This window comes from Nonomuraea sp. NPDC048881 (assembly GCF_040649795.1).
In the GTDB taxonomy this organism is placed as follows: Bacteria; Actinomycetota; Actinomycetes; order Streptosporangiales; family Streptosporangiaceae; genus Nonomuraea.
This window is the reverse complement of sequence record NZ_JBEZGC010000025.1, coordinates 51,694-72,055: the sequence shown is the minus strand read 5'-3', so window position 1 is coordinate 72,055 and position 20,362 is coordinate 51,694. Positions and strand designations below refer to the sequence as shown.

Genomic DNA, 20,362 nt, shown 5'->3' with positions numbered 1-20,362 from the left:
GCGCAGGAGGCGGACGGCGAGGCGCCACAGCCCTCTCGCCGGTGCCGTCCACCGTCCCGCGCGGCCTCGGACCAGCCGCGCGCGCATGATCGCGCGCGGCGCGCCGGCAGGTCTTCGGACTCATGGGCATGCTGTCGCTGCCTACTGGCCGTCGCTTCCCGGGCCTTCGGCCCAGTGCGTCTGACGGCGGTCGTTCCCACTCACCGCTGCGGGGCAGTCCCGGATTCCCACCGGGTTCCCTCTTGCCTCGGCCGCCCTGGCGGGGCGACCGAACCGGCTGCGGGAGACACCATATATAGGGCGGATCAAAAAGTCACACCCAACATCTCGTGTTGCGAAGAACCCCCGCTCCGATCCGGCCACCCGCCGCGGAGCCGCTCCTCGCGGGCCTCACGGGCGGACCGACATGTGATCGACGTCATAGACCGGCCCTGCCTAGTTTTCGCTACCTTAGGTATCGATACTTCAAGTAGCGAAAACCTGAGGAGACCACCATGAGCGAGACCTCCACCGGCCGCCGTCCGGTCACGCCGGACTGGGACACCGTCACCCCCGCCGAACTGGCCGCCTACGTCGAGGCGGAGAACCGGCTGCGCGCCTCCGTCGAGGCACAGGCGATCACCGGCCGGCCGGATCCCGGCGCCGCCGTCGACTGGCGGACGGTGGCGCTGCCCGGCCGCGACATCCGCGTCCGGGTCCACCGGCCCCGAGCGGCCGAGCCGGGGGACGTCCTGCCGCTCGTGCTGCACGTGCACGGAGGCGGCTTCGTCGGCACGGCGCCGCAGAGCGACTGGGTCAACAGCCACCTCGCCGCCCACCTGCCCGCCGTCGTCGTCTCGGTGGACCACCGCCTGCTCGACTGGCACACGCCGCTGGCCGCCGCCGCCGACGACGGCTGGGACGTGCTCCGACACGTGCTGGAGCACGCCGCGCAGTGGGGCGTCGACCCGGCGCGGGCCGTCCTGTTCGGCGAGAGCTGCGGCGGCCTGATCTGCGCCCTGGCGGCGATCAGGGCCCGCGACGCCGGTCTGCCCCTGAAGGCCCAGGTGCTGGTCAACCCCGCCGTGGAGGTGGCCGGGACGATGTTCGACCACCCGTCGACGACCCAGTACGCCGACACCCCGACGCTCAGCGTGCCGGTGCTGCGGCTGTTCCACCGGCTCGCCGTGCCCGAGGGGACGGACGCCCGCGCACTCTCCCCGCTGCACGCCGGCGACCTGGGCGGACTGGCCCCGGCGCTCGTGGCGGTGCCGACCCACGACCCGATCGCCGACCACGGCCGCCGCTACGCCGAGGCGCTGCAGGCCGCCGGCACCCCCGCCCGCCTGGCCGAGTACCCCGAGGCCGGGCACGCCTTCCTCAGCATGCCGGTGCTGGCCCCCCAGGCCGAGGACGCGCGGGCGGACATCCTGAGCTTCCTCCGCGACGCCCTCACCGCGTAACCCGCGACCGGAGCGGCCAGGCGAGGACGGGCCGGCCCCTCGCGCGGCACCGGGTTCTGCTTCATGATTCGGGGTGTCACCCCGCGGCCACGCCGGCGGAGCTCTACGCGACCGTGCTGTCCGCCTGCTGGCATCACCAGCGTTACGAGCTCCTGGACGTCGAGATCGGGCTCGCCCTGCCCGGGACCTACGGCGACGACGACGTCGAGGAGATCGTCGGGATGGCCTTCGGGAACGTCGACCCGTACGACAAGGCGGCGGCCTGGGGGTGAGCCGCCGCCGGCGCGGTCAGCGCCCGGCGTCCCGGGCGACGATGCCGTGCGCCAGCCGGGCCAGGGCGGCGGTGATCTGCTCGGGGGTGAGCCCGCGCCTGCGCTGCTCGGCGTAGACGTCGGGACCCAGCGGGGCGAGGAGGATGTCGGCCAGCGCCTCGGTCTCCGGGACGCCCGCCTCGGCCAGCAGCACCCGCACGTGCGCCCGCCAGAACCCGTAGGCGCCGGTGGCGTAGCGCAACGCGCCCTGCTCGGCGCCCAGGACGAGCGAGATGTGCTCGTCCAGCAGGTCGACCATCGCGGCGTAGAAGGCGGCGAGCCGGTCGGCGGGGGGCGCGCCGGGGCCGAGCGGCGGGTCGCCGCGCAGCAGGCGTTCCTGCAGCTCGCGCTCGTGCTCGTCCAGCAGGGCCTGCGCGATCGAGACGGTGTCGGGATAGCGGCGGTAGAGCGTGCCCCGCCCGACGCCGGCGGCCTTGGCGATGTCGTCCATGGTCACGCCGCGCGGGTCGCGGGTGGCGAACAGCTCGGCCGCGGCGGCGAGCACCTTGGCGCGGTTGCGGGCGGCGTCGGCGCGCTCACGCGGGCGGCCCGCCTCCGCCACGGGACGCCCGGTCAGCAACTCGGTACGGGACTCCATGGCGGCGACTCTAACCCACCCCGACATAAGTGGACAACGTGCCCGCTTAGTTGCTACGGTCACCTCGACCGCAAAACGGACGTCATGTCCACTTATTTCGAGGAGCCCCTCCCATGACCGTTCTGCTGCACCTGGACGCCAGCGCCCGACGCCGTTCGATCAGCCGCGAGCTCGGCGACGCCTTCGCCGAGGCGTGGCGGTCCGCCCACCCCGAGGGCACCTACGTCCACCGCGACCTGGCCGCCGAGCCGGTGCCGCACATCGGGGAGGCCTGGACCGAGCTGTGCGACTACGTCATGGCCAACCAGATCACCGACATCTCCCGCTACCACGAGGCCGCCCGCACCCCGGAGCAGGCGGCCGCGTGGGCGATCGTCGAGCCGCTGCTGTCGCAGCTGGTGGCCGCGGACGTGGTGCTGATCGCCACCCCGATGTACAACTACTCGATCCCGTCGGCGCTCAAGGCCTGGCTCGACCAGGTGACCTTCCCCAAGATGTCCCTGGCCGGGCGGCGTTTCGTGGTCACCACCGCGCGCGGCGGGGCCTACTCGCCCGGCGCCCCCAAGGCCAGGTTCGACTACCAGGAGCGCTACCTGCGTGACTTCTTCGCCGGCCACTTCGCCGTCGAGGACACCACCGTCGTCGCCGCCGAGCTGGCCAACTCCCGCGTCGACCCCGGCCTCTTCCACCTGCGCGCCCAGCACGACGAGCTGTACGCCGCCGCGCTGCGCGGCGCCCGCGACCTGGGGAAGGAGTTCTGACGATGAACTGGCTCATCCTCGGGCTGGCCGGGCTGGTCGAGATCGCCTGGGCGCAGAGCATCAAGCCCACCCAGGGCTTCACCAGGCCGCTGCCCACGCTGATCTGCTTCGTCCTCATGGTGGCCGCGGTCTGGCTGCTGTCGTACTCGATGAAGACCCTGCCGGTCGGCACCGCGTACGCGGTCTTCACCGGCATCGGGGCGGTCGGCGCGATCGCCCTGGGCGTCGTCGTGCACAAGGACCCGATGTCGATCGGCCGGATGGCGGCGCTGGCGCTGATCGTCGGCGGCATCGTGCTGGCCCGCCTCACCAGCCCGGAGTGACCCCTCCCCGTCCGGACGGACGGCCGGGCTCAGCTCGGGCCGAACCAGCGGGCGAGGGCGGCCCTGAGGCCGTCGGGGCCCGCGCCCGCCCAGGCGACGTAGCCGTCGGGCCGGACGAGCAGCGCCGGGGCGGTGGCGGCGGTGGCGGTGGCGGCCACGTGGCGCACCCGGCCGAGCCAGGGCGCGGCGGCGGCGGCCAGGGCGTCGCCGCCGGTCAGGTCCAGGAGCAGGGGGCGGGCGTCGCGCATCAGCTCGGCCAGGCGCCGCGGCCGCCCGTCGCCGGTGGTCAGCGTCAGGGACGGCGCGAACCAGCCGGTGGGCCCGGCGGGCCGCTCCTCCCCCATGTCGTGGCGGACGTCGCCGCCCGCCATCAGCTCGGCGATCATGCGCAGGTTCTCCGTACGGCCCAGGAGCTCGGCGAACAGCCGTCGTAGCGCGGTGACCTCGGCGCCGGGCGCCAGCAGGGCGGTCGCGGCCAGGGTCTGGGTGACCACGCGTCCCGCGCACGCGCGGCGCTCGCTCTCGTAGCTGTCCAGGAGCCCTTCCGGGGCCTGCCCCCGGAGCGTGGCGGCGAGCTTCCAGGCCAGGTTGGCGGCGTCCTGGAGCGCCAGGTTCAGGGTGGGCCCGTGGCTCACCTGGGCGGCGTCGCCGGCGATGAAGACGCGTCCGGCGCGGTAGCGGTCGGCGAGCCGGGTGTTGCGCCCGCACAGCCGGCGCAGCATGACCGGCGCTCCCTCGGGCGGCGGGCTCAGCGGCAGGCGCACCCCGAGGACGCGTTCGACGCTCTTCTCCATCTCGGCCAGCGTCATCGGTGCGCCCGGCCCCGGGAAGCCGCCCGCCGGACGCTCCTCCCACTCGGCGGTGTTGATCAGCGGCCGCCGCGGGTCGTGGGCCAGGAGGGTGAAGACGCCGCGATCGGTGCGGTGGAAGTGGGCGGGGATCTCGCCGAGCCCCTCGATCAGGACGCGCCCGCCGGGCAGGATCCGGACGTGCTCGCTCGGGCCGATGAGGGCCGAGCGGTCCACGACGTGGTCGTCGCTGACGCCGGGGAAGCCGATGCCCGCCGCCTTCCTGACCATGCTGTGGCCGCCGTCGCAGCCGACCAGGTAGCGGGCGGTGAGGGTGGTTTCGGCGCCGCCGGGGCCGCGGGTCACGACCTCGACCCGGTCGGCGTCCTGGCCGAAGGAGATCACCTCCTGGCCGCGCCGCACCTCCGCGCCCAGTTCGGCCGCGCGCGCGGCGAGCACCCGTTCGAGGTCGCGCTGGTCGCAGGGCAGGAGGTACATCGGGTTGGCCTCGCCGAGCGTGTGCAGCGGCAACGGCATCCCGCCGAAGAAGTGGCCCGGCGCCGGCGCCGGGACGCCCCGGCCGCCGCAGCGTTCGAACAGGCCGCGGTGGTCCAGCAGCCGGACGACCTGCCCGGCCAGGCCGTGGGCCTTGTCCGACAGGTCGGGCTCCGGCCGTCGTTCCAGCACCAGCGGCCGCACGCCGGCCAGGCGCAGCTCGCAGGCGAGGAAGAGGCCGGCGGGCCCGGCGCCGACGACGATGACGTCGAACATCATGGACGGTCCTTTGGGTACAGGGCTGTATCTAATTCCGGCCACCGTAGGGCGCGGGGATAAGATACGCAAGTGAATCTCAAGCACCCTGCCCCCGGCGGCGCGTCCCGCCGTCGCGGCCCCGCGCTGGAGGAGGCGATCCTCGACGCCGCCTGGCAGGTGCTGGTCGAGCACGGCTACCACGGCTTCACCTTCGAGGCCGTCGCCGCCCGCGCCGGCACCAGCCGCCCGGTGCTCTACCGGCGCTGGCCCCGGCGCGACGACCTGCTGCTGGCCACCCTCGCCAAGTTCTGGCGGCTGATCGACGTGCCCGACACCGGCAGCCTGCGCGAGGACGCCGTCGGGTTCCTGCGCAACGCCGGCGACGACCGCGCGGGCATGCTGACGCTGATGAGCGTGCAGCTCGCCGACTACTTCCGGGAGGCCGGCACCAGCCTCACCGAGCTGCGCGACACCCTGCTGCCGCCCGGCCGGGCGACCGCGTTCGAGACCATCGTGGGCCGGGCGGTCGAGCGCGGCGAGCTGCCCGACGTGCCGCGTTCGTCCAGGGTGGTGAACCTGCCGCTGGACCTGCTCCGGCACGACATGCTCGTCACGATGCGCCGGGTGCCGGAGGAGTCGATCGCCGAGATCGTGGACGAGGTGTGGCTGCCCCTGCTGGGCGCACCCCCCGGCTGACCGGCGGCCACCAGGGGACGGCCTCCCCGTGGCGGCGAGCGGGTCAGCTCCCGTAGTAGTCGCGGATCTCCCAGAACCTGGACGGGTGCCCGTCACAGGTGTACTGGACGGCCTCCAGGTTGTTGGCGGTGCTGACCCCGCCGGCGATGGTCAGGCATTTGGCGGTCTGCACGTTGCGGAACTCGACGTACTGGCCGACGCGGTTGCCGAGCGCCCAGTAGCGCGAGGGGTGGGTGTCGCAGGTGTACTGGAGGGCGACGACGTTGTTCTCGGTGCTGACGCCGCCGGCGATGGTCAGGCACTTGCCGGTCTGGCGGTTCCTGACCTGCAGGGCCGCGCTGGAGTAGCCCCACACGTCCCAGCGGCGGGAGGGGTGGCTGTCGCAGTCGTACTGGACGGCGTGCACGTTGTTCTCCGTGCTGACGCCCCCGGCGATGGTCAGGCACTTGCCGGTCTGCCGGTTGACGAGCTGGACGTTGGAGGCGGCCCAGACGGACGAGGCCGACGCGGGCGCCGGGGCGGCGGTGAGGGCGAGGACGAGCAGCGGGGCGGCGACGGCCGCCGGGCGAAGGAGGTGTCTCTTCATGCGGCCAAGCCTGCGGCCGCGGGGCTCGTACGGCCTGAGTAGCGCGTACTCAATGTGCGCCGGCGGGGTTGTGCGCCTGGACGATCATGAATGAGGATCGTGCACATGACAACACAACGGATTCAAGGAAGGGTCTTCGGCGAGGTCGCCGACGAGTACGACAGGGTCCGGCCCGGCTACCCGGCCGAGCTGGCCGCGGACGTGCTGGCCTACGCCGGAGGGCCCGCGCTGGAGGTGGGCGCGGGCACGGGGAAGGCGACGGAGCTGTTCGCGGCGACCGGCGTCGAGGTCGTGGCCACCGAGCCGGATCCGGCCATGGCCGCCGTGCTGGCCCGGCGGACCGCCGACCGGCCGAACGTGACGGTCACCGTCTCGGCGTTCGAGGAGTACGTCCCGCAGCGGGCGTTCGGCCTGCTGTACTGCGCCCAGGCGTGGCACTGGGTCGACAAGGAGGTGCGCTGGCAGCGGGCCGCCGCGGCGCTGGCCCCGGGCGGCGGGCTCGCCCTGTTCTGGAACGTCGACTGGCCCGCCGACGACGGGGTGACCGCGCGGCTGCTGGCCGCGCACGAGCGGTTCGCCCCGCACATCAGGCCCAACACCGGCCCGATCGGCAGGCCCATCGGCGAGGAGGCCGGGGCCCGCGAGTGGGCCCGGGAGATGGGGCTGCCGCCCGAGTTCGGCGACCTCGGCACCCGCCTCTACCGGTCGGGACGCACGGTCTCGGCCGCCGACTACGTCGCCCTGCTGTCCACCCAGTCGTCCTACCGCATCCTGGCCGAGGACGTGCGCGAGAACCTGTTCGGCACGCTCCTCGACACGCTCGGCGAGCAGGTCGCCCTGAACGTCGAGACGGCCCTCTACCTGGCCCGCCACCTCCCCTGACCGGCGGCACGGCACGGACGGGCGCACCCCGTCACGGCTGGGCCCTGCCGGTCGCCCACGCCCATCCCGCGATCATCACGCGGTTCCTCGCGCCGATCTTGCGCTGGACCGCGGCGACATGGTTCTTCACCGTCCCCGGGGACAGGAAGAGCTCGGCGGCGATCTCCGCGTTGGTCCGCCCCCGAGCCACCAGGGCCACGATCTCGTCCTCCCGCTCGGTCAGCACCACGTCCGAGACCTCCCGTTCCGGGCCGCTGCCGCGCAGCAGCCGGACGGTGAGCTGGGGGCTGATGAGCATGTCGCCGTTCACCGCCGCCCGGACGGCCTCCACGAGCAGCGCGGGCCCCGAACGTTTCAGCACGAACCCGGCCGCGCCGTGCTTGAGCGCCGCCTGGACGTACTCCTCCAGCCCGAACGTGGTGACGACCACCACGTGGATGCCGGTGCCGGCCAGGGCGCGGGTCACCTCGATGCCGTCGGCGCCGGGCATGCGGATGTCGGCGAGGACCACGTCCGGCCGGACGGCGAGGGCGGTGTCGATCGCGGTGCGGCCGTCGGCCGCCTCGGCCACCACGCTCAGGTCGGGCTGGGCGTCCAGGATCAGGCGGAAGGCGTCGCGGATGCCCTCCTGGTCGTCGGCGACGAGGATGCGGATGCTCACCCGGGAGATTGTCGCAGCGGCAGCCGCGCCGCCAGCGACCACCCGTCCGGCACGGCCCCCGCGACCAGCTCGCCCCCTTGTTCGGCGACGAGCGCGGCCAGGCCGGGCAGGCCCGAGCCACCGCGCCGGCGGCCCGCCACGCCGGACGTCCCGTCGTTGGTCAGGGTGATCTCCAGGACGTCGCCCGGCGTCGTGACGGACAGCTCGACGCGGCCGGCCCGCGGCGCGTGCCGCCGGATGTTGGTCAGCCCTTCGATCACGATCCGGTAGGCCAGCGCCGCCGTCTCCGCCGGGACGGCCGCCGCGCGGTCGATCCGCACGCCGACGTGCGCGGATCCGGCGGCGGAGAAGCGCGCGGCGGCCTCGGCGACGCCGTCCAGGTCGCCGGACGGGCCGAGGGGCCGGTCGTGGTGGAGCATGTCGAGCGTGCGGTCGAGCGTGGACAGGGCCCGTTGACCGGCCGCCTCGACGCGTCGCAGGGCCCGCAGCGGATCGCCCGCGACGGCGCCCGCCTGGGCGTGCGCGACCATCTCGCCGATGTCGTGGGCGAGGAAGTCGTGCAGGTCGCCGGCCAGCCGCAGCCGCAGGACGGTGCGGGTGTCGGCCACCGCGCGCCGCTGCCGGACGTCGAGCAGGCGCAGGTAGGCGCCCACGGCGGCGCCCGCCAGCACGCCCGCCCCCCAGAACGCGCACGCCCCCACCGCCTCCAGCGCGGAGGCCGGCGTGAAGACCCGCGGCAGCCAGGTGGCCGCGGCGAGCCCCGCCAGCAGCGCCGCGGGCACGGCCCGGCGGACCGGCGCGTACCGGACGACCAGCCCGGCCGCGACCGTCAGCGCCGCGCTCTCGGCCATGCCCAGCGCGCCGACGCCCGGCGTGGACGGCCCCCCGGCGGCCCGCCACAGGACCGTGACCGCCAGGGACGCGCCCGCGGCCGGCAGGACCAGCCAGGCGAGCCACCCGGCCCTGCTCCCGGCCCTGCTCCCGGCCCTGCTCCCGGCCCTGCTCCCGGCCCTGCTCCCAGCCAGGAACAACCCGATCGCCGCCACGGCGACGGCGACCGCCGCCGGCAGCGCGGCGGCGACCATCCACAGCACGTTCATCCGGGACACGATATGCGCCCGCGCCGCGCGCCCCCACGTGCCGAACGGCACTGCCGCGGCCCGCGGGAGGTGCCGAACGGCATCTGCCCGCCGTGCGCCCGCGCTGGAAGGCTCGTGGGCATGACGATCTTCGCTTCCGGCCGGTACGGTTACGCGGCGGCGCTGTGGGCGGTCGCCTACGGCCTGCTCGGCGCGGCGTGGGCGCTCGGGGCGCCCGGTTACCCCTGGGGGGCCGACGATCCCGACCCCGACGGGGCGCTGTCGATCCTGGCCGGCACGGCGCCGCCGTTCGGCTGGTGGATCGCGGCGTTCTCGGCCCTGGTGGCCGCGACGGCACTGGCCCTGACCCGCCGCGACGACGCCCACCCGGCGAACGACCCCGGACCGAACGACCCTCCGCCGCTCCTACCCGGACCGCCGCACCACCCCGGGACGAGCCCCCGGGGTGGTGAGCGCCCGGCGAAGGGGGTGTGGGGGCGGGTGCCGGTCCTGCTGGCCTGGCCGATCGCCGTGCTGCTGGTGCTGGTGGTTCCCGACTCGCGGCTGATGATGGGCGTCGCCTACACGCCGTTGCTCCTGGTAGCGCCCCTGTTCGGCTGGGGGCTGGGCGGCGCGACGTTCGCCGACGCCTGGCCGTGGCCGGTGCTCAACCAGCTCGTGTGCGTGCTGGGCGGTCTGCTGCTGGCCGCCGCCGCGCGGGACCACGGGCGCGGGCGCGGGAACTGGTTCACCCCGGCGCGCGGGCGGATCGCGGTGTACGTGGCGGTCGCGGTGCCGCTGGTCTACTGCGCCACCCGGTGGGCCTGGGCGCTGGGCATCCCGCTCGGCGTGAGCACGGAGTTCCTGGCCGCGGGCGAGGACGGGCTGTGGCTGGCGGGGGCGTACCTGGCGACGTTCGGGGCGCTGGGCGGCGTGCTGACCCTCGGGCTGGTCCAGCGGTGGGGCGAGGTGTTCCCGCGGTGGATCCCGGGGCTGCGCGGCCGGCGGGTGCCGCCGCTGCTGGCGGTCGTCCCGGCCGGGTTCGTCTCGATCATCGTCACGGTGGCCGGGCTCACCTACATCCGCTGGACCGTGGCCGGCCGGTTCGCCCTGGAGGAGTGGGGAGCCTGGCTGCCGGAGTGCTTCTGGCCGGTGTGGGGCGCCGCGCTGGCCACCGCCGCCGTCTGCTACCACCGGCGCCGCCGGGCGAGCCCGCATCCCACGGCGGAGGTCAGCCCGCGCTCTGCCGGTCGGGCTCGATGAGCAGGACGACCCGTTCCTCCGCGCGCGAGTAGGGGCCGCCGATGTACTTCGCGGCGATCCGGTCGACGATCTCCCAGCCCGCCTCGCCCTCGACCCACTCCACGACCCTGCCCCGGACGAGCACCGGCCGGAACGGGTCGCCGGGCGGCGTCAGGGAGAGCGCGACCCGCGGGTCGCGCCGCAGGTTGAGCGCCTTGCGGGAGCGCGGGCCGGTGAGGACGGCGACATGGTCGCCGTGCGTGCCGATCCAGACCGGGACGGAATGGGGGGCGCCGTCGGGCAGGACGGTGGCGAGATGGGCGATCGGGGTGCCGTCGAGCACGCCGCGCACGTCGGGGTCGAGTTTCATGGGTTCTCTCCGGGTTCTGGGGTTCCTTGAGGAGACTCTGTAACCGTAGCACCGAGAGTTCCTTAAGGGAACCCCGAGAGGTAGGGTGGGGCCCATGCAGCGCACGAACTTCGCGGAGATGGCCTGCTCCATCGCCCGCACCCTCGACGTGATCGGCGAGCCGTGGTCGCCGCTGATCCTGCGGGACGTGTGGGCCGGAGTACGGCGGTTCGACCAGCTCCAGGCCGATCTCGGCATCTCCCGCAAGGTGCTGACCGAACGGCTCGCCCACCTCGTCGACCACGGCGTCCTCGAACGCCGCCCCTACGACCGGCGGCCGCGCCACGAATACCACCTGACGGCCAAGGGCGCCGAGCTGGTCGACCTGCTCATGGTCATGGCCGGATGGGGTGACCGGTGGCTCGCCGGCCAGGCCGGGCCGCCCGTGCTCTACCGCCACCACGCCTGCGGCGAGATCAGCGCCGTGGAGCTGCGCTGCGCCCACTGCGGCGCGCCGATGCACGCCGGCGACGTCGACCTGCTGCCCGGTCCCGGCGCGGCTGTCGTCCCGGATGAAGTCGATCTGCCGCCCGGCCCCGGCGCGACCGGCAGGCCCGGGTAAATCGGTGGCCGGCGCCACGGACGGCCTGGGAGCCTGAGTCATGCCTCCCACGGAACCGGGCCCGTACCGAGCCGGCGGAACGGCGCTCGTGGTCGCGATCCCCGAAGCGGAGCCGCTGGTCGGCCCCTGGCGCTCCCGGCTGGACGCCGTCGCCGCCGACGGCGTCCCCGCGCACGTGACGATCCTCTACCCGTTCCTCGATCGCTACCGTCTCGACGAGGGGGCGCTCGACCGGCTGATCGGCGCGCATCCCGCCTTCGACGTGCGGTTCACCGGATGCGGCAGGTTCCCCGGGGTGCTCTACCTCTACCTCTCCCCCGACCCCGAGCGGCCGTTCCGGGAGCTGACGGAGGCGGTCGCCGCTGGCACGCGGACCGGATCTTCGCGCTCGGACGGCACTCCTGAGCGCTCGACAGGGTTTCGTCACTCACCGTGTCTTTGCCATTCCTTGGCGTTACGATCAGGGGAGATTCCCGTCCCTGATCGATCACGGAGTGCCGTATGGAGCGAACGGTTCTGGCCGCCGTCACCGAACACCCCGACGCCGACTCGGCGCTCGCCGAGCAGATCCGCCGGGTGTGCGCCGAGATGGGCGAACTCGGCCTCCAGGTGCGCTGGACCCGCCGCACGGCCGACGCCCTGGCGGTGGTCGGGTCCGACGCCTCGCTCACCGCGATCCTGGCGGCCTGGGACGCGCCCGGCGCCGAGGACCTGCTGGCCGCGGTGGCCAAGCGCTTCCGCGGCCTGCCGGTCTTCCTGATCACCCAGGACCAGGAGCTGCCGCTGTGGGTGTACGAGGTCATCCAGGGTTACGTCTTCCCGCTGGAGGACACCCCGCAGTTCATCGCCGGGCGCATCGCGCACGCCGCCGACCAGTACGCCGACCAGATCCTCCCGCCGTTCTTCCGCGCCCTGCTGCACCTGGAGGACCACCACCCCTACTCCTGGCACACCCCGGCGCACGCGGGCGGCGTGGCGTTCCTGAAGTCGCCCGTGGGCCGGGCGTTCTTCGACTTCTACGGCGAGCGGCTGCTGCGCACCGACCTGTCGATCTCCGTCGGGGAGCTGGGCTCGCCGCTCGACCACACCGGCCCGATCGGCGAGGCCGAGCACAACGCGGCCCGCGTCTTCGGCGCCGAGCGCACGTTCTTCGTGGTCAACGGCAACTCCACCGCCAACCGCATCGTCGGGCACCACGCGATCGCCCGCGACGACACCGTCCTGGTCGACCGCAACTGCCACAAGTCGATCCAGCACGCGCTGGCCATCAGCGGCGCGCGGCCGGTCTACCTGGTTCCCGAGCGCAACGGGCTGGGGCTGGCCGGGCCGATCCCGGCCGCCGCGCTGGAGGCGTCCGCCGTCCGGGCGCGGGTGGCCGGCCATCCGCTCGCGGCGGGCGACCCCGCGTACGCGGTCGTCACGAACTCCACCTACGACGGCGTCTGCTACGACGCGGTCCGGGTCGCCGAGCTGCTGGGCGCCACCGTGCCGCGGCTGCACTTCGACGAGGCGTGGTTCGCCTACGGCCGGTTCAACCCGCTCTACTCCCGCCGGTACGCCATGTCGGTCGACGAGCGCACGCTGCCCGGCCCGGGGCGTCCCACCGTGTTCGCCACGCAGTCCACGCACAAGTTGCTGGCCGCGTTGTCGCAGGCGGCGATGTTGCACGTCCGGCCCGCGCCGCGGGCGCCGGTCGACTTCGACGCGTTCAACGAGACGTACCTGATGCACGCCTCGACCTCGCCGCTGTACCCGATGATCGCCTCCCTCGACGTGGCCGCGGCGATGATGGACGGCCCCTCCGGGTCGTTCCTGACCGGCGAGGCGATCGTCGAGGCGGTCCGGTTCCGGCAGGCGATGACCCGGCTGGCCGCCCGCATCCGCGAGGACGGCCGGCGGCCCGGCTGGTTCTTCGGCCTCTGGCAGCCGCCCTCGGTGCTCGACCCGCAGACCGGCCGGGCCGTGCCCTTCGCCGACGCCGACCCGGCGCTGCTGAGCTCGGAGCCGCGCTGCTGGGTGCTGGAGCCCGGCGCCGCCTGGCACGGCTTCGACGGCATGCGCGACGACTACGCCCTGCTCGACCCGGTCAAGGTGACGATCACCTGCCCCGGCGCGGACGCGGCCGAGGGCACGCTGGAGTGGGGCATCCCGGCCAAGGTCGTGGCCGCCTACCTGCAGCGGCGCGGCATCGTGGTGGAGAAGACCGGCGACCACACCCTGCTGGTGCTGTTCTCGATGGGCATCACCAAGGGCAAGTGGGGCACGCTGATCGACGCGCTCACCGACTTCAAGAACGCCTACGACGACGACAGGGCGCTGGCGGACGTGCTGCCCGGGTTCGGGCCGTCCGGCGTGTCGTTGCGGGCGTTCTGCGGCGAGGTGCACGCCAAGCTGCGCGACTCGGGCGTGGGCGCGCTGCTCGACCAGGTCTTCACCGCGCTGCCGGAGCCGGTCTCCACGCCCGCCGACGTCTACCAGGCCATGATCCGCTCCCGTACCGAGCGGGTCCCGCTGGCCCGGCTGGCCGGGCGGGTGGTGGCGGCGACCGTGGTGGTCACCCCGCCCGGGATCCCCATGCTGATGCCGGGCGAGGCGACCGGCGCGGCCGACGGCCCGCTGATGCACTACCTGCGCGCCCTGGAGGACTTCGACCGGACCTTCCCCGACCTGGCCACCGACATCCACGGCGCCCACCGCGACGGCGAGGGCCGCTACTGGGTGGAGGTCCTCCGCGACTGACGGCCCCCGAAGGGCCCCACGTGGCCCCTGGCCGGCTCGGTGGACAGCCGCACGGTCTCCCGTCGATCGACTCGCTCCACCTGGCGGGTGAGCCGTCACGCCGCCAGGCCTCCCTGTCGGCCGGGGTCGTGCCCGGTTCGCGGAGGCGTACCAGGCCCTGCCGTCGGGGGTGGTCCACCGTTCCGTGATCGGCCGCCGCGGCGGGCGCCGGCGTGCCAAGGGCGACACCCGCCGCCTTCCCCCGCTCTCGCGGGCAACCGCCGCCGGCCCCCAGGCGTATAAGGAAGCGTGAAATCGGACAGACAGCCGTGAGCGCCACGGAACACGACTTCGGCGCATTCGTGGCCGCACGCGCCACGAGCCTGCTACGGGTCGCCTACCTCGCCTGCGGCGACGAGGCCGAGGCGGAGGACCTGCTGCAGACCGCGCTGGAGCGCACCTATCGGAACTGGGACCGGGTCCGCCACGACAGCCCCGAGCCGTACGTGCGCCGCGTCATCGTCAACGCCGCCATCAGCAGGGCCCGCCGCCGGGCGATCCTCAGGATCATCCCGATGCACAGCCCGCCGGACACTCCGGACCGGGCGACGGACACCGACCTGCGCCAGGTGCTCATGGACGCGCTGCGCGCCCTGCCGCCCCGGCAGCGCGCGGTGATCGTCCTGCGGTACTGGGAGGACCTCAGCGAGGCGCAGGCCGCCGAAGTGCTCGGTTGCTCGGTCGGCACGGTCAAGAGCCAGGCGTCGAAGGCGACGGCCAAACTCCGTTCGGCCCTCGGACGGGAGACAGTGGAAGGAGTGATCAGGAATGCCCACGCTTGAGGAGGAGCTCCTCCGGCTCATGACGGAGGAGACCGCCCGGCTGCACGCCGCGCCCGACCTGGTGGAACGGGTGGTGCGCGGGTCCCGGCGCAGGCGGGTGAGGGGCCGGATCGCGGCGTTGTCGGCGTCCGTGGCGGTCGTGGCCGCGCCCGTGGCGTACCTGGGCGCGAGCACGACGACCGCGACGGGCAGCCAGGTGGCGATCTCCGTGACGCCGGAGCCGCCCGCCATCGACGACACCCCGCCCCAGCCGTCGGAACCGCCGAGCCTCGGCGACCTGGGCGACGGGATGAAGTTCGGGCACGTCAAGGTGGGATACCTGCCCGAGCGGCTGAAGTGGTCCGGCTGGTCGGTGGACTTCGGCGACAAGTACACGACCGCCTACTTCTACGAGGGCGACGACCCGGGCTCCTACCGGGTGCAGATCTACATGTACGAGGAGGGGGCCGTCCAGGAGCTCGGCGACCGGATCGCGGCCTACCGCGACGAGGGGGACGGCGAGGAGGTGACCGTCGGCGACCGCGGCGGCTACCTGGTCGTCCAGAACGTCGGCGAGGACGGCATGAAGGGCACCCCCACCCTCTTCCTCCGCATGGGCGACAAGCAGTGGGCCGAGATCATGTTCAGCCCGACGTACGCCGAGGAGTTCCGCGACGCCGCGGCCGTGTCCGCCGAGCTGAAGAGGATCGCCGAAGGGCTCACCCCCAACCCGTGACCGCCTCCGCCTCCACCGCGCCCCCGCGGACGTGCGCGGCACCATACCTCGGGGGGTATATTGGCGGTGGAGGTGGAGCGAATGGACATGAACGCGGCCGTCCTGGCCGAGGCGCTCACCCGGCTCAAGCGGGCCCACGGCCAGCTCGGCGGGGTGATCGCCATGATCGAGAACGGCGACGACTGCGAGCGGGTGCTGACCCAGCTCGCGGCGGTGTCCAAGGCCCTGGACCGGGCCGGATTCAAGATCATCTCCACCGGCCTGCAGCAGTGCCAGGCGGCGCGCGAGCGCGGCGAGGAGCCGGCCATCACGCCGGAGCGGCTGGAGAAGCTGTTCCTGGCCCTGTCCTGATGCAGCACTGATCTCCCCGCGGGCAGCCGAAGGCGACGAATGAACTCGTACGCCCGAGCCTGCCCGTCTTTTTACCTGCCGGATACCCCCCAGGGTATCAATGGGTAGGACGGTCCCTGACCCGGAAACCGGCCGGACCGCGACTGCGACGACACGAAGGCGGCGAAGAAGATGAGCACGATCCACATCGAGGTGGTGGAGACCTCTTCCCTGGGCGACCGCAGCTACCTCGCCCACGACGGCCAGGTCGCCCTGGTCGTCGACCCGCAGCGGGACATCGACCGGATCCTCGCCCTGGCCGGACGTCTCGGCGTGCGCATCACCCACGTGGCCGAGACCCACCTGCACAACGACTACGTCTCGGGCGGCCTGGCCCTGGCCCGGGTGACCGGCGCCGCCTACCTGGTCGCCGCCGACGAGACCGTGCGGTTCGACCGCCGGCCGGTCTCCGACGGCGACCAGGTCACGCTGTCCGGCGCCATGAGCGTCCAGGCGGTGGCCACGCCCGGCCACACCTTCCATCACCTGTCGTACATCCTGACCGGCCCGGACGGCCCCGAAGGCGTCTTCACCGGCGGCTCCCTGCTCTTCGGCACCACCGGCCGCACCGACCTGCTCGGCGCCGAGCACGCCCACGACCTGGCCCACCGCCAGCACACCTCGGCGCACCGCCTGGCCGACCTGCTGCCCGACGGCGCCCACGTGTGGCCCACCCACGGCTTCGGCAGCTTCTGCTCGGCGACGCAGGCCGACGCCCCGGCCTCCACGATCGGCCGCGAGCGGCAGGCCAACCCGGCGCTGCGCCTGGAGGCCGACGACTTCGTCGCCCAGACCCTCGCCGGTCTCGACGCCTACCCCGCCTACTACGCCCACATGGGCCCGCGCAACTCCGAGGGCGGCGGCCCGATCGACCTCACCCCCGTACGGACCGCCGACCCCGAGGAGCTCGGGAAGCGGATCGCGGCCGGGGAATGGGTGGTGGACCTGCGCTCCCGCAAGGCGTTCGCCAGCCGCCACCTGACCGGCACGCTCAGCTTCGGCCTGGACGGCCCGATGTCCACCTGGCTCGCCTGGATGGCCCCGTGGGGCACGCCGATCACCCTGCTGGGCGAGGACGCCGCGCAGGTCGCCGCCGCCCAGCGCGAACTGGCCCGCGTCGGCGTCGACCGCCCGGCCGCCGCCGCGACCGGCGACCCCGGCCAGTGGGCCGGCGGCCACGACGACCGGCTGGGCGAGCTGGCGGTGGCCACGTTCGCCGACCTGGCCGCCGTCCGCGCCGGGCGCGCGCCCGGCCACCTGCCCGCTCCGGACGTCGTGCTGGACGTGCGCATGACCAACGAATGGCGGGCCGGCCACGTCGCGGGCGCCACCCACATCCCGCTGCCCGACCTGCCGCACCGCCTGGCCGACGTCCCGGCCGGCACGGTGTGGACGCACTGCGGCTCCGGCTACCGGGCGGCCGCCGCCACCAGCCTGCTCGCCCGCGCCGGACGCCGCATGGTGCACATCGACGACGCCTACGCGGCGGCCGCCGAGGCGGGCCTGACCATCACCGACGACTGACCCGGCGAGCTCGCCGCCGCGCACGTCCCGGGCTCCCGCAACGTGCCGCTCGGCCTGCCGCGCGCACCACACCATCCCGCGCCCGGACGCGCGCCTGTGGTCAGGAGCCGGCGTGGCGGTCGAGGCCGAGGGTGGAGATCAGGTCCTCGTGCAGCTCGAACCAGACGCGGTGACAGGAGTCGACGTCGGTGCGGTCGACCCACGCGCCCTCCCCGTTGCGGGCGCGGGCCAGGGCCGCGGTGAAACGCGTGTCGTACCCGCCGAACCGGGCCAGGACGCCGGTCAGCCGGTCGGCGAGCGGCTGGAGGGCGCGGCCGACGACGGTGAGCTCGTGCAGGATCCGGGCGTCCCAGGCGGGGTCGGAGTGGTCGTTGGCGGCGAGCCGGTCGCGGCCGTCCGGGCGCAACTGCCAGTCGGTGCACGCCTTGAGCAGCAGGGCGTTCAGCGGGAGGAACTCGCGGTGGACGTCGCGGACCTCCTCGGCGCCGCCGGCCTGGTCGAGCTCGGCGGCCAGGCGCCGCTCGTCCTCGGCCCGGCCCGTCTCGGTGAGCGACCAGCCGCCGGTGCCGGCGAACTCGGAGCGGCTCACCCAGCCGCGCGCCTCGGCGTCGAGCAGCTCCTCCTCCGTCTCGGCCACGCCGAGCGCGTACCGGCGGGCGAGCACCGGGGTGTCGGCGAAGCCGGTGACGCGTACGGCGTGCAGCGCCAGCAGGCCGGGCGCGGACTGCCAGGTCATGAGCCGGCCTCCTGACGGGTGGTCAGGCGGGTGTAGTGCTGCTGGCACGCCTGCGGCGAGTTGAACCCCATCGCCTCCGCCATCTGCGCCCAGGTCAGCCCGGCGCTGCGGGCGGTGAACAGCAGGGCGGACTCGATCGCCTCGACCTCGGCGCGCGCGGCGGGCAGCAGGGCCAGCGCGCCCAGGATGTCCTCCGGCTCCAGGCCGGCGTTGCGCCAGACGGCGAACCGCGTCAGGTCGACCGCCGACGGCGGGACGGGCGGGGGTTGCCACGGGCGCGGGTCGAGCAGGTCGGCGCCGAGGGCCATGAGCCGCCGGCGGGCCTCCGTCTCGCGCTGGGCGTGGAGCTGGTCCGCGTTCGGGACGGGGTCGTGGTTGCGTTGCATGCGGGCCATGATTCACAATCGGCGGGACATCGTCAACATTTTGTTGAAGGGCGGGCGGATGATCGTACCCCTTGTGGAGGCCGCGGCCGACACCTGCGGGGGCAAGGGCGGCGCGCTCGGCGCGCTGCTGCGGGCCGGGCTGCCGGTCCCGGACGGCTTCGTGGTGCCGTTCGCCGCCCATCTCACCGCGGTCCGCGGTCTCGACCTCGGGCGGCACACCGCCGGACCGGACGACCTGGCCGCGGCTCGGCGGGCGATCGAGGCACGCACGCTCGACGCCGGGCTGGCCGCGGCGCTGGCTCGGGGGCTCGGCGCGCTCGGCGACCCGCCCGTGGCCGTGCGGTCGTCGGCGGCCGACGAGGACACCGGCCTGAGCTCGGCCGCCGGCCGGTACGAGAGCTTCCTCGCCGTGCGCGGCGCGGGCGGGGTGGCCGAGGCCGTGCGCGCCTGCTGGGCGTCGCTGTTCTCGCCGCGCGCCGCCGCCGGCCGCCGGTCCGGCGAGGGCCCGGCGATGGCCGTGGTCGTCCAGCGCCACCTGGACGCCGAGGCGTCCGGGGTCATGTTCACCCCCGGCGGGCCGGACGAGCCCACCGGGATCGAGGCGTCGTGGGGGCTCGGGCCCAGCGTCGTGGGCGGCACGGTCACCCCCGACTCCTACCGGGTCGCCGCGGACGGATCGGTCGTGCGCGCCGTGGCCGACAAACGCACCCGCCTCGACCGGGAGGGCGCGCGGCTCGTCGTGCGGAACGTGCCCGACGACGTCCGGGGGCGGGCGGCGATCGACGACGCGACCGCCGTGCGGCTGGCCGGGCTGGGCGCGCGGATCGCGGCCCTGCGCGGCGGGCCGCAGGACGTCGAGTGGGCCGTCGCGGGCGGCCGCGTCTGGATCCTGCAGGCCCGCCCGATCACCGCCGCTCCCCCGCCCGGCGGCCCGCCCGCCCCGGCGGCGGACGTGCCAGCCGGGGCGCTCGTCGGGACGCCGGGCAGCCGCGGAGCCGTGACCGGCACCGCGCGGATCGTGCGCGGGCCGCGCGACTTCGCCCGCGTGCTCCCGGGCGACGTGCTCGTCTGCCCCTTCACCGACCCGGCGTGGACGCCGCTGCTGCGCATCGTCGCCGGCGTCGTCACCGAGACCGGCGGCGTGCTCTCGCACGCCGCGATCGTGGCCCGCGAGCACGCCATCCCCGCCGTCCTCGGCGTCCCGGACGTGACCAGCAGGCTCCGGGACGGCGCGCTCGTCACCGTTGACGGCACCGCCGGTACCGTCACCGCCACCTGACCCTGGGAAAGGAGAGGGGAGCGGCCTGCGACACGCCGCTCCCCGACCACCTATGTCGCTACGACGCCTCTATCTGGCCCGCCACGGCGCGGCCGACGCGTTCGGGCAGCTCACCGACGCCGGGCGGCAGCAGGCGGCCCTGCTCGGCGAACGGCTGGCCGCGATGCCGGTCGGCACGGTGTGGCACTCGCCGCTGCCGCGTGCCGCCGAGAGCGCGCGCGAGCTCGCCCTGCGTCTGCCCGGCGTGCCGGTGGCCGCGGCCGACGAGCTCGTCGACCATGTGCCGTACGTGCCCGCTCCCGCCGAGACGCCCGCGTCCTGGGCCGGCTACTTCGACGGCTTCGACCAGGCGGAGGCGTCGGCGGGCCGCGCGCTCGCCGACGCCCTGGTCGCCCGGTTCGCGAAGGTCCCCGACGAGCCCGCGTCCGACGTGCACGAGGTGCTGGTGACGCACGCCGGTCAGATCGCCTGGCTGGTGCGGCACGCGCTGGACGCGCCGCCGCCGCGGTGGCTCGGCCTGAACAGCGCCGACACCGGCCTGACGATCATCGAGTACCGCACCGGCCTGCCGCCCACGATGGTGATGTTCAACGACCTGAGCCACCTCTCGTCCGGCCTGCGCTGGACCGGGTTCCCGCAGGACATGTGGCCGTGAGCGGCGGGGCGGGGGGCGTCAGGA

At 74.5% G+C, this 20,362-nt stretch carries 23 protein-coding genes, 1 pseudogene and 1 riboswitch; of the genes and pseudogenes, 16 read left to right on the top strand and 8 right to left on the bottom strand.

Annotation, left to right across the window (positions count from 1 at the left end):
• Positions 1 to 87: 87 nt before the first annotated feature.
• Positions 88 to 293, bottom strand: a riboswitch (cobalamin riboswitch).
• Positions 294 to 494: 201 nt separating this feature from the next.
• Both AB0C33_RS45995 and AB0C33_RS45990 read left to right on the top strand, forming a co-directional pair.
• Positions 495 to 1,442: an alpha/beta hydrolase gene (locus AB0C33_RS45995; RefSeq protein ID WP_358300437.1), complete on the top strand. Its 948-nt coding sequence runs from the start codon at positions 495 to 497 to the stop codon at positions 1,440 to 1,442.
• A 113-nt stretch (positions 1,443 to 1,555) separates the two neighbouring features.
• Positions 1,556 to 1,714, top strand: coding sequence for a hypothetical protein (locus AB0C33_RS45990; protein ID WP_358300434.1), 159 nt, complete (start codon positions 1,556 to 1,558; stop codon positions 1,712 to 1,714).
• Positions 1,715 to 1,730: 16 nt separating this feature from the next.
• Here the strand turns inward: AB0C33_RS45990 and AB0C33_RS45985 are convergent, their stop codons facing one another.
• Positions 1,731 to 2,351, bottom strand: a complete 621-nt coding sequence (locus AB0C33_RS45985) for a helix-turn-helix domain-containing protein (RefSeq protein WP_358300431.1) — start codon at positions 2,349 to 2,351, stop codon at positions 1,731 to 1,733.
• A gap of 113 nt (positions 2,352 to 2,464) precedes the next feature.
• Here AB0C33_RS45985 and AB0C33_RS45980 point away from each other — a divergent pair, with 113 nt between their 5' ends.
• Together AB0C33_RS45980 and AB0C33_RS45975 are read left to right on the top strand one after the other, a co-directional pair.
• A complete protein-coding gene (locus AB0C33_RS45980) occupies positions 2,465 to 3,112 on the top strand; it encodes an NAD(P)H-dependent oxidoreductase (RefSeq protein ID WP_358300428.1) in 648 nt (215 codons plus the stop codon).
• Positions 3,113 to 3,114: 2 nt separating this feature from the next.
• Complete coding sequence (locus AB0C33_RS45975; RefSeq protein ID WP_352360314.1) at positions 3,115 to 3,435, top strand: multidrug efflux SMR transporter; 321 nt, start codon at positions 3,115 to 3,117, stop codon at positions 3,433 to 3,435.
• 29 nt (positions 3,436 to 3,464) lie between these two features.
• Here the strand turns inward: AB0C33_RS45975 and AB0C33_RS45970 are convergent, their stop codons facing one another.
• Positions 3,465 to 4,997: an FAD-dependent monooxygenase gene (locus tag AB0C33_RS45970; protein ID WP_358300425.1), complete on the bottom strand. Its 1,533-nt coding sequence runs from the start codon at positions 4,995 to 4,997 to the stop codon at positions 3,465 to 3,467.
• 69 nt (positions 4,998 to 5,066) lie between these two features.
• Here AB0C33_RS45970 and AB0C33_RS45965 point away from each other — a divergent pair, with 69 nt between their 5' ends.
• Positions 5,067 to 5,672 carry a TetR/AcrR family transcriptional regulator gene (locus tag AB0C33_RS45965; protein WP_358300423.1) on the top strand — a complete coding sequence of 202 codons (606 nt, stop codon included), beginning with the start codon at positions 5,067 to 5,069 and terminating at the stop codon, positions 5,670 to 5,672.
• A gap of 43 nt (positions 5,673 to 5,715) precedes the next feature.
• Here the strand turns inward: AB0C33_RS45965 and AB0C33_RS45960 are convergent, their stop codons facing one another.
• Positions 5,716 to 6,258, bottom strand: coding sequence for an RICIN domain-containing protein (locus tag AB0C33_RS45960; protein ID WP_358300420.1), 543 nt, complete (start codon positions 6,256 to 6,258; stop codon positions 5,716 to 5,718).
• Between the two features lie 105 nt (positions 6,259 to 6,363).
• Here AB0C33_RS45960 and AB0C33_RS45955 point away from each other — a divergent pair, with 105 nt between their 5' ends.
• Positions 6,364 to 7,140 carry a class I SAM-dependent methyltransferase gene (locus tag AB0C33_RS45955; protein ID WP_358300417.1) on the top strand — a complete coding sequence of 259 codons (777 nt, stop codon included), beginning with the start codon at positions 6,364 to 6,366 and terminating at the stop codon, positions 7,138 to 7,140.
• 31 nt (positions 7,141 to 7,171) lie between these two features.
• Here the strand turns inward: AB0C33_RS45955 and AB0C33_RS45950 are convergent, their stop codons facing one another.
• A complete protein-coding gene (locus AB0C33_RS45950; protein ID WP_358300414.1) occupies positions 7,172 to 7,801 on the bottom strand; it encodes a response regulator transcription factor in 630 nt (209 codons plus the stop codon).
• Positions 7,798 to 8,901 carry a hypothetical protein gene (locus AB0C33_RS45945; RefSeq protein WP_358300411.1) on the bottom strand — a complete coding sequence of 368 codons (1,104 nt, stop codon included), beginning with the start codon at positions 8,899 to 8,901 and terminating at the stop codon, positions 7,798 to 7,800. Before AB0C33_RS45945 ends, AB0C33_RS45950 begins: the two co-directional genes overlap by 4 nt.
• 120 nt (positions 8,902 to 9,021) lie before the next feature.
• Between AB0C33_RS45945 and AB0C33_RS45940 the strand changes: the two genes are divergently transcribed.
• The gene (locus AB0C33_RS45940) at positions 9,022 to 10,143 is read left to right on the top strand and encodes a hypothetical protein (protein WP_358300408.1); all 1,122 of its coding nucleotides are present in this window, start codon (positions 9,022 to 9,024) and stop codon (positions 10,141 to 10,143) included.
• Here AB0C33_RS45940 and AB0C33_RS45935 read toward each other — a convergent pair.
• Complete coding sequence (locus AB0C33_RS45935; protein ID WP_358300405.1) at positions 10,112 to 10,492, bottom strand: TIGR03618 family F420-dependent PPOX class oxidoreductase; 381 nt, start codon at positions 10,490 to 10,492, stop codon at positions 10,112 to 10,114. The genes AB0C33_RS45940 and AB0C33_RS45935 overlap by 32 nt on opposite strands.
• 94 nt (positions 10,493 to 10,586) lie before the next feature.
• Here AB0C33_RS45935 and AB0C33_RS45930 point away from each other — a divergent pair, with 94 nt between their 5' ends.
• From AB0C33_RS45930 to AB0C33_RS45900, 7 genes and pseudogenes are all read left to right on the top strand, one after another.
• On the top strand, positions 10,587 to 11,093 hold the full coding sequence (locus AB0C33_RS45930; RefSeq protein ID WP_358300402.1) for a helix-turn-helix domain-containing protein: 507 nt from the start codon (positions 10,587 to 10,589) through the stop codon (positions 11,091 to 11,093).
• Positions 11,094 to 11,133: 40 nt separating this feature from the next.
• A pseudogene (locus AB0C33_RS45925) lies at positions 11,134 to 11,460 on the top strand (2'-5' RNA ligase family protein); the annotation flags it as partial.
• Positions 11,461 to 11,594: 134 nt separating this feature from the next.
• Positions 11,595 to 13,832, top strand: a complete 2,238-nt coding sequence (locus AB0C33_RS45920) for an Orn/Lys/Arg decarboxylase N-terminal domain-containing protein (RefSeq protein WP_358300399.1) — start codon at positions 11,595 to 11,597, stop codon at positions 13,830 to 13,832.
• Positions 13,833 to 14,140: 308 nt separating this feature from the next.
• Positions 14,141 to 14,653, top strand: a complete 513-nt coding sequence (locus tag AB0C33_RS45915; protein WP_358300396.1) for a SigE family RNA polymerase sigma factor — start codon at positions 14,141 to 14,143, stop codon at positions 14,651 to 14,653.
• Positions 14,640 to 15,368: a hypothetical protein gene (locus tag AB0C33_RS45910; protein WP_358300393.1), complete on the top strand. Its 729-nt coding sequence runs from the start codon at positions 14,640 to 14,642 to the stop codon at positions 15,366 to 15,368. The genes AB0C33_RS45915 and AB0C33_RS45910 overlap by 14 nt, the downstream gene beginning before the upstream one ends.
• An 81-nt stretch (positions 15,369 to 15,449) precedes the next feature.
• Positions 15,450 to 15,719 (top strand): metal-sensitive transcriptional regulator, encoded by a 270-nt coding sequence (locus tag AB0C33_RS45905; protein WP_352328991.1) that lies wholly within the window; start codon positions 15,450 to 15,452, stop codon positions 15,717 to 15,719.
• Between the two features lie 171 nt (positions 15,720 to 15,890).
• Positions 15,891 to 17,282, top strand: a complete 1,392-nt coding sequence (locus AB0C33_RS45900) for an MBL fold metallo-hydrolase (RefSeq protein WP_358300390.1) — start codon at positions 15,891 to 15,893, stop codon at positions 17,280 to 17,282.
• Positions 17,283 to 17,382: 100 nt separating this feature from the next.
• Here the strand turns inward: AB0C33_RS45900 and AB0C33_RS45895 are convergent, their stop codons facing one another.
• Complete coding sequence (locus AB0C33_RS45895) at positions 17,383 to 18,018, bottom strand: transcriptional regulator (protein WP_358300387.1); 636 nt, start codon at positions 18,016 to 18,018, stop codon at positions 17,383 to 17,385.
• Entirely contained in the window at positions 18,015 to 18,404 is a 390-nt protein-coding gene (locus tag AB0C33_RS45890; protein WP_358300384.1) for a DNA-binding protein, read from the bottom strand. Before AB0C33_RS45890 ends, AB0C33_RS45895 begins: the two co-directional genes overlap by 4 nt.
• A gap of 58 nt (positions 18,405 to 18,462) precedes the next feature.
• On the opposite strand from AB0C33_RS45890, the gene AB0C33_RS45885 reads away from it, so the two are divergent.
• Together AB0C33_RS45885 and AB0C33_RS45880 are read left to right on the top strand one after the other, a co-directional pair.
• Entirely contained in the window at positions 18,463 to 19,683 is a 1,221-nt protein-coding gene (locus AB0C33_RS45885; protein WP_358300381.1) for a PEP/pyruvate-binding domain-containing protein, read from the top strand.
• A 52-nt stretch (positions 19,684 to 19,735) separates the two neighbouring features.
• Entirely contained in the window at positions 19,736 to 20,338 is a 603-nt protein-coding gene (locus AB0C33_RS45880; protein ID WP_358300378.1) for a histidine phosphatase family protein, read from the top strand.
• The last annotated feature ends 24 nt before the right edge of the window (positions 20,339 to 20,362 follow it).